This is a genomic window from Nocardia abscessus NBRC 100374, assembly GCF_000308455.1.
GTDB lineage: Bacteria > Actinomycetota > Actinomycetes > Mycobacteriales > Mycobacteriaceae > Nocardia > Nocardia abscessus.
In genome coordinates this window covers 1-7825 of sequence record NZ_BAFP01000244.1, presented here as the reverse complement: position 1 = coordinate 7825, position 7825 = coordinate 1, and the positions used below count along the sequence as shown (strand labels likewise).

Below are 7825 nucleotides of genomic sequence, written 5' to 3'. Positions count from 1 at the left end.
TTGAAAGCTTCTTCGGAACACTGCAATTGGAATTGCTCGACCGCAAGCAGTGGGCGACACGCCAAGAAATGGCCAACGCGATCTTCGACTACATCGAAACCTTCTACAACCCCAGAAGACGACACTCCACGATCGGAATGATCAGCCCCGTAGAGTACGAACGAGCCCACACCCCCACTCACGCAGCCGCGTGAGCATCACACCCAACCCGTCCGGGAAACTGGGGCAACCTCAGGACGGGTGATCGCTGATCGTGGGCGCACTGAGGTTCCCCCCGAATGGTGGACAGTTGGTTACGCGGCGTTTGCCGCGACTGTCGGGAGTGTCTGCTCAAAGCGGACGGGACTGATACCACCGATCGCGGAGTGTCGTCTGGAAGTGTTGTACCAGTCAATCCATTTGTCAACTGCGGCAACGAGTTCGAACTTACCAGTGAACGTGTGACGGTAGTAGAACTCGTGCTTGAATGTCGACCACAGCGATTCGGCCGGGCTGTTGTCCCAACATATGCCGGTAGCGCCCATCGACCCGCGCAGCCCGTGGCGGGCGCAGGCTTGCATGGTCAATCCGGCGGTGAACTCACCGCCACAGTCGGAATGCAGAATCGTGCCGTCCACCCGGCCGCCGCGCACGGCGACCGCCTGCTCGATCGCGGCCTCGACCACATCGGCGCCGATATGGTCGGCCACGGCGTGCCCGAGCACCCGGCGGGTGTGCCCGTCCCGGATCGCGCACAAATACATGTCGCCTTCACCACAGGTCGGATACGTGAAATCGGTGGTCCACACGGCGTCCGGGCGGCCTTGATCGAACGCGCGTGCCACGAGGTCCGGCGGGAACGACGCGCCCGGGTCCGTGTTCGTGGTGCGGACGTTGAACGTGCGGGGGCTGATGCCCTCCATCCCGATCTCGGCCATGATCTTCGCGACAGTTTTGCAGCTCACCGTCTCCCCGCGCTCGCGCAGTTCGTCGGTGATCCGCGCGTAGAAACCCGACGCCGACACACTGGGCAGCCGCGCCATCCTGGCCACATCGAACTGTTCGGGTGCAGTGCCGGTTCCGGCGGGGAGGCCACCGCCTCAGCGTCGGGGGCGGCGTACTTCACCATCAGATCGAACCGGGCCGGTTGTTCTGCATCGCGGCAAAGTACGCCGAAGCTTTTTTGAGGAATTGAATATCCTTGTGCTGCTCGGCAACTCGCCTTCGCAGCGCTTGTAACTCGTCTCGCTTCGACGGTGACAGCGGTTCGTCACCACGGCTGGTCGCTGCCTCAGCACGGCGGCGTTCGTCTTTCACCCAAGTACTCAACATCCCCGCGTCGATCCCCAACTCCCGGGCGACCTCGGCGATCGTGCGACCCGAGTCGACCACACGATGAGCAGCCTCGACCTTGTACTCGGTCGTGTACGACCGACGCTTGCGAGGAGGCATGGCAAACATCTCTACCAGCAGAACCTCAGATCCTGCTAACTCGGTGTCCACTTTCCGGGGGGAACCTCAGACGGCGTCGACAACGCTGTAGATCGGGCACGGCGAAGCACACGTAGTAGAAGCTGCCATGCCCGCGGTCTTCGCCGCCATCCGGAACCGGCTCAATCGGTCGACGGCGGCCGCATGCCCGCGGTGACGTTTCAGCGGACCGTCTGGACCCGCAACACCGCGGCACCCCCGAGGATCGTGCAGACCGCCGCCGTGATGAACAGTCCGGCGAATCCGGAAGAGAGAAAAACTATGCCCGCACCAATGAGCGGGCCGATAGCTTGCGGCACGGCCAGCGCGATGTTCATGACGCCGAGGTCTTTCCCGCTGTGATCGGCCGAGGGCAGTACATCGGCGGCCAGCGCCTGATCAACGGCGAGGAAGCAGCCGTAACCCCCGGCGACAAGGGCGCTCGAAAACACAGTGCCATTGAACGATTCGGTGCTGATCACGATGACGGCAGCGATGCTCTGCAAGGCGCCTGCGGCGAAGACGAAGGGACGACGGCGGCGGATCCGATCGGACATCCATCCGCAGCACACTGCGGCAATGGTGAGGACGACCATATAGACGGTGGTGAGCACCAGCAGCGATGAACCCGGGTCACTGACCTCGAGCCCGAACTGCAGGTAGAACAGCAGCAGGGAGGTGCCCAGGGTGTTTCCGAGATTGATCAGAGCACGGCTGGTGAGTACCCAGCGAAAATCTCTGAATCCCAGAAGTTCTCGAACGGATTGCCCGCGCTGCGACACCGTCGCGAGTGTCGGATCGGGTGTGCACCACACGAATGGGAGCACACAGCTCATCAGAATGATGGCGGCAAAAGTGTACCCCTGCGCGGCGTCGAGTGCGAGCGCCGCGACCACTGCAACGCCGAGAATGAGGCCGAGTGCCTGCGGTGCCGCGATCGCGCTCGAGACGATTCCGCGCTGGGCAGTGGGTACGCGATCGCCGATCATCGCTGTCAAAGCCGATGCGACAAAACAAAATCCGGTCATCGCCGCGCACCACCAGAGTGCGATGCCGAAGACCGTGTTCTGCGTTCCGAGCGCCACCAACGACCCGGCGAACAGGACTGCACCCGCGAGAATCCACGGGCGGCGCCGACCGTATCGGCTTGCGGTTCGATCGCTGAGAGCTCCCGCGAGCGGGAACGCGACCACGGTACACGCGGCAGACAGACCGGAGACAAGACCGAAATCGACCACACTGCGCTGCCAATTATCCTGGCGTAACGTCGATCCGATACCCAGGACGGTGTTGAGCTGAGTCGGCAGCAACAGTTGGAACGGGGTAAGTTGGGCGAGCCAGACACCCAGCCAGGCGAGCGCGAACAGACCAGTCCAGCGGGCTCCGACCGGTGCGGCCGGGCCTTCGGCCGGCGCGTTCCGCTTTTCGGTGCTCGACGCTCGCGGTGGAGTGCCATTCATGGGTGAGTCCGCTCAGTCCAAGCCGGTGGGATTCGATCAACGTAGTTGCCTGTGCAGGCCGGAACGAGGGGCTGCACGGCCGGAGTGGGCCAAGTCCGGCCAGGTGCCGGTGTCACGGCTGGGAAGAACACTTGGCATCGAGTGTCGTCAGGATGTGCTCGGTTTGGTGACGCAGCAGTTGCAACTGACGATCCGGAGGAAACCTATCAGGATCGAAAACCGCCTGTATCCCGATGCCGTCGATGACGATCATGAGCAATTCGGCCGCGTTTTCGAGCGCGCGCCCCGCCGGATACCCGACAGACACCAGCACCAGCTCCAGCGCCTCGCGCCATGCCTGATACCGCGCGCGCTGCTCGCGGGCAAGGTCCGCATCGTGAGTGGCCGAGTCCCAGAACGCAATCCACACCTGCCATTCGACCCGACGGGTTTCGTCCATCGGCAGGCATTGGCACAGCAGTTCATACAGGCCCGTCGACTCGGCGGCCACCTGCGTCATTCGTTTCGCGACCGCCGTGGTCGCCGCGGTCAGGGCGGCCAACAGCACTTGGCGCTTGTCCGCGAAGTAGTGCACCACCATGCCGGTCGTGCAACCGGCCTCGGCAGCGATATCGCGCACGGTGGTATTCGCCAGGCTCTTGGTGGCGATGACCTGGCACGCCGCGGCACTGATCGCCCGGCGTCGTTCTTCGTGATCGACAATCTTCGGCATTGACAGGGAAGTTTACATCACGGATATTACGTAACCGTGGTTATGAATAAACCTGACCCCCGCGATGCCGGCCTGGGAGCGCTCGCTGCCGCCGCAGTCGGAGTGCTGGCATGGCGGTCCGCCGCGACGATCGGCGCGTGTGCGGTGACGCCGCTACAGGCCCCCGATGGCCGGCCCGTCGTCACCTCGACCCTGGCGATGATCGGCAAGATGCGACGAATCGCCGCCGATCCACATGTCGCGCTGGCGGCGGGCGGGATTTTTCTGCAAGCCACCGCCTTGCTGCAGATCGATCGCGACGGAACCGGCTCCGCGCGTGCGCTGCTGGCCCAGGAAGCGGAAAAGTTCGCGCCGACAAGGCATCTCAGCGCGATTCCAGGCCATCGTCGATGGCTTCCCTGGTACTTCGGGCGGGTCATCGCGACCCTGACGCCGACACTGGTGATCGACGACGCCGGATCCGACGGCACGGTCCTGGTCACGCTGCGACAGGACAAACCGTGGATCACATCGCTACCCGCTCGCACCGATCTGTTCGACGCCCGGCCCGGTGACCGGTTGCACCTACCCGAGATCGACGCCGCTGACGGACCGGCGATCCTTCTGGCCCACCAGGAGAACCAGGCGATGACCGCCTTGGCGCAACGACGAATATCGGGACGGCTGCGCGGCGGCGTACTGCAGGTCGAGCGCCGCAGCGGGTCACTGAACCCGACCGCACCCGGTCTTCTCACCCAGCTTCGCGAACTCCGCGCCCTGCGCCGCAAGGCCGCGGCGAGCACCGTCGAACTGGACCATCTCACCGAGGCGATCGCACAACGGTGGACCGCCGACCGCATCAACCCAACCCACTGAAGGAGCCACCATGTCCGCTACCGCGCGCTACCGCGCCGACGACTCCGATCCGATCATCGACCCCACAACCGGAAGCGGCGAGGTCCGCTTGTTCCAGGATGGATTCGGGCAGGAGGGCATGCCGTTCGTCATGCACGTCAGCGATCCGCCGAACAAAACACGTTCGGCCCACTACCACCACGGCGACGTCATCTACGTCTACACCGCCGGCGAACACCACATCGAGGGTGAGGGTCTCTACCGTGCCGGCGACATCCGATGGACCAGAGCAGGGCACGTCTACGGGCCGGAAACCACCGGGCCCGAAGGAGGTTCCTGGTGGATCATCTCCTACTCCGACCCGATACCGGTTGACGTCGGGGACCACACCGCCGAGCCGGACGCCGAGCCTGCTGGCACAGGCTCGGTTCCGGCCGTCCCGCGGTTCCGGGAACCCTACGACTGGCCCGCAATCGACGCCTCGGTCCGCGAACACGGAGCCGTCGTCGTCGAAGGACTCATCGCAGAGCACCTGCGCTCGGACTTCACCGCCGAACTCGACGCCTGGCTGCGCGAACACACGGACGCCGGGCAGGCCGACAGCGGATCCGCGCTGTATGACAGCTTTCTCGGACGCAACACATTGCGACTCCACGGCCTGGCCGCGAAGATCCCCGCGTCGGGCGCACTGATCGCCCACCCCGACCTGCGCGCCTGGGCAACCAGAATGCTCGCCCCGGTCTCCTCCGGAATCCAACTCAACGCCGGTGAACTCATCGAGATCGGCCCCGGCGAGCCTGCCCAGTATCCGCATCGCGACAACGACTCCTGGCCGCATCTGCCACACACCACCGACAGCGTCCTGGTCAACGCGATGATCGCGCTGACACCCTTCACCGAGGAGAACGGCGCCACCAATATCGCTCTGGGCAGCCACGAGTGGCCCATCAAACAGAACCCGGCCGCCGATCAACTCGTCCGAGCGGTCATGGCACCCGGCGATGTACTGCTGTTCCGCGGCGACGCGATCCACGGCGGCGGCGCCAACCGCACCACCGACGAACGTCGCCGCGGACTGTCACTCAGCTACTGCGCGGGCTGGCTACGCCCAGTGGAGAATAGCGTGCTCAACGTTCCTCCGCAGACCGCTGTCAACCTGTCTCCAGAGGTCCAGGCCCTGCTCGGCTATGCCGCTCATGACGCCACCGCCGTCGGAGGAGGGATGCTCGGCCTCTACGAAAACGGTGATCCGGGAAGAGTTCTGTTCCCGTCGGCCTGACTCGAACGGTGTCTCACCCGGCGGCGCGGGTGAGAAACCACCTCACGAAACCTTAGGCATCACCACTGATCATGAACGCTCGCCCGGCGCAGTGCCCTGCCTCTCGGCGCCAACCAACGGTGTCCCAACTCGGCTCCCACACGGCGGGGACAGCGCTGAGTCCGACTAGCTTCACACGGAGATTCTGATGCCCACAAATCATTTCGACCAGATCGAGCAATCGCATCGACGCCTGCGGCGCGTCAAACGGACCATGCTGCTGACCGATCTCGGCTTTCTCGCCTATTGGATCATCACAGTGCTCGACATCATCAGCGTCGGACCCGACCATTTTCTCCAGCAGTGGAACTGGTCTTTTCTCGGGCTCGACCTCGCCGCCATCGGCCTCGGTCTCACCGGTCTCGCACTCGGATCCCGCTCGGCCATCTCGCTGCCGATGATCACCGTGTCGTTGTCGCTGACCTCGGCCGCAGGATTGATGGCACTGAACTTCTACGTGATACGTGGCGATTACAGCCCGCTGTGGTGGCTTCCCAACCTGTGGCTGTTCGGGTTCCCGATCGCAGCCCTCGCCGGGATATTCCGAATGTCGTCCACCCGTGAACCAGTGAGGTGAGATCATGGGCCGCCCCTTGACGCACGAACCCACGATCGTGGCCCGATTCGGTGCTGATCTGCTCGCGGCGGTCCTCCGGCAGCGCCGGACCACAGCCGAACTTCTGGACTTCGAGGTCGAAACCAGCGCACACATATTCGTACTCAGAATCACCGACCGATGTTCCGAACCATCGGTGCTGCAGTTTCTTGTCGAACAGGCGTGTTGCGCCGCAACGACTTTGGCACGCTCGATGTTCGACGTGGAGATCTTGCCCGCATGGATCGAGTTCGCGTACCCGCCACCCACCCACGCCGCCGCCTACCGCCGCTCGTTCGGATGTGAGATACGATTCGGCGCGCCGACCACACGTATTTGTTTCGCGGCTGGAACATTCGACCTTTCCACGGCCGGTGTCGACCCGACCCACGATCATCCTGGAATCGTCGCTGCGGTCGAGCGAGTGCTTCGGGACAACATCCGCCAGCCGCTGACGAAACCCCTGGTCGCGAAGCATCTGATGATGAGTGAGCGAACGCTGCACCGGCGGCTCGCCGAGGCAGGCCAGAAATTCGGTGAGATCCGTGATCGCGTGCGCCTGCAGCGCGCGAACACCCTGCTGCGCGAATCGAATCTGCCGATATCCGCGGTGGCCACCGAGGTCGGCTTCGGTGACAGTCGCGAATTCCGGCGCGCATACCAGCGCTGGACCGGGCGCACTGCGACAGTCACTCGCGCCGTAGTTCCGATGACGTCACCATTTGCCCCCCACGCGGCCGAGAATACCCTTCGGTTATCTACGTCACACCTGTTTAGATCGGCTCAGCAGTAAAGCCTGATCAGCGAAGTCGGGCTCGCCGTACCAAATATCCAAACAGGAGACAACTCATGTCGCACAGAATCCATCACGCTGTTGTCGCCGCCGCAACGGTCGCCGCGATCGCTGCGGCGGCCGGAAACGCGACGGTGAACGCCGCACCCCCAACCGAAACCTCGACTACATACGCCGTGAACGACACGGCACCTTTGCCCGACCCAGGTGCCACTATCGCACCGCGAACAGAGACCGACCCGACAGAGATCGCCACCGGCACCGATCAGCAGACCGAAATCACAAACGCTCTGAATCAAGCAGGCACCGAATTCATGCTTGCCGTGACGGTCGGCACCCTGGCCGGAGGAGTAATCGGCCTGATCGGCGGCTGTGTCGTCGGCGCGGTCGTAGGCCTTATCGGAGGTTGCATTCCCGGGCTCGCCCTGGGCGCAGCGCTCGGTCCGATTATAGGCGGTGCCGTGGTCGGCATCCCTGTCGGTATCGCCGCACTGATTCAGGCGTACAACAAACTGCACGCCGCGGGCGACATCAGGACACCAACCTTCGCCACCAGCCAGTAGGACTCCCCATGCTTGCATTCTCTGAAGCGGTGTGGATCGGACTTTCCGGGTCGGCCCGCTGCGGCCCGTCCCCGGTGAATGAGACCGTTCGGTATTAGAGT

10 protein-coding genes are annotated in these 7825 nt (G+C 63.8%); 6 read left to right on the top strand and 4 right to left on the bottom strand.

All coding sequences use genetic code 11. From position 1 onward, the window contains the following. Positions 1-194, top strand: a 194-nt coding sequence (locus tag ON19_RS31160; protein WP_043700949.1) for an IS3 family transposase, incomplete at its 5' end; no start/stop codon positions are given. Positions 195-293: 99 nt separating this feature from the next. Here ON19_RS31160 and ON19_RS31155 read toward each other — a convergent pair. From ON19_RS31155 to ON19_RS31140, 4 genes are all read right to left on the bottom strand, one after another. Beyond that, positions 294-1022, bottom strand: coding sequence for an IS3 family transposase (locus ON19_RS31155; RefSeq protein ID WP_043700947.1), 729 nt, complete (start codon positions 1020-1022; stop codon positions 294-296). Between the two features lie 85 nt (positions 1023-1107). Then, on the bottom strand, positions 1108-1482 hold the full coding sequence (locus ON19_RS31150) for a transposase (protein WP_083899734.1): 375 nt from the start codon (positions 1480-1482) through the stop codon (positions 1108-1110). Positions 1483-1631: 149 nt separating this feature from the next. After that, positions 1632-2759 (bottom strand): MFS transporter, encoded by a 1128-nt coding sequence (locus tag ON19_RS31145; protein ID WP_227954854.1) that lies wholly within the window; start codon positions 2757-2759, stop codon positions 1632-1634. A gap of 262 nt (positions 2760-3021) precedes the next feature. Then, positions 3022-3621, bottom strand: coding sequence for a TetR/AcrR family transcriptional regulator (locus ON19_RS31140; RefSeq protein WP_051169463.1), 600 nt, complete (start codon positions 3619-3621; stop codon positions 3022-3024). 42 nt (positions 3622-3663) lie between these two features. On the opposite strand from ON19_RS31140, the gene ON19_RS31135 reads away from it, so the two are divergent. The 5 genes from ON19_RS31135 (at position 3664) to ON19_RS39300 (ending at position 7724) form a co-directional block, all read left to right on the top strand. Then, positions 3664-4476 carry a hypothetical protein gene (locus tag ON19_RS31135; protein ID WP_157229909.1) on the top strand — a complete coding sequence of 271 codons (813 nt, stop codon included), beginning with the start codon at positions 3664-3666 and terminating at the stop codon, positions 4474-4476. Positions 4477-4486: 10 nt separating this feature from the next. Continuing rightward, positions 4487-5734 carry a phytanoyl-CoA dioxygenase family protein gene (locus ON19_RS39305; RefSeq protein WP_051169462.1) on the top strand — a complete coding sequence of 416 codons (1248 nt, stop codon included), beginning with the start codon at positions 4487-4489 and terminating at the stop codon, positions 5732-5734. Positions 5735-5921: 187 nt separating this feature from the next. After that, positions 5922-6350: a DUF5360 family protein gene (locus ON19_RS31125; protein ID WP_051169461.1), complete on the top strand. Its 429-nt coding sequence runs from the start codon at positions 5922-5924 to the stop codon at positions 6348-6350. Between the two features lie 4 nt (positions 6351-6354). Beyond that, positions 6355-7161, top strand: coding sequence for an AraC family transcriptional regulator (locus ON19_RS31120; protein WP_051169460.1), 807 nt, complete (start codon positions 6355-6357; stop codon positions 7159-7161). Between the two features lie 176 nt (positions 7162-7337). Then, positions 7338-7724, top strand: coding sequence for a hypothetical protein (locus ON19_RS39300; protein WP_051169459.1), 387 nt, complete (start codon positions 7338-7340; stop codon positions 7722-7724). Positions 7725-7825: the final 101 nt, after the last annotated feature.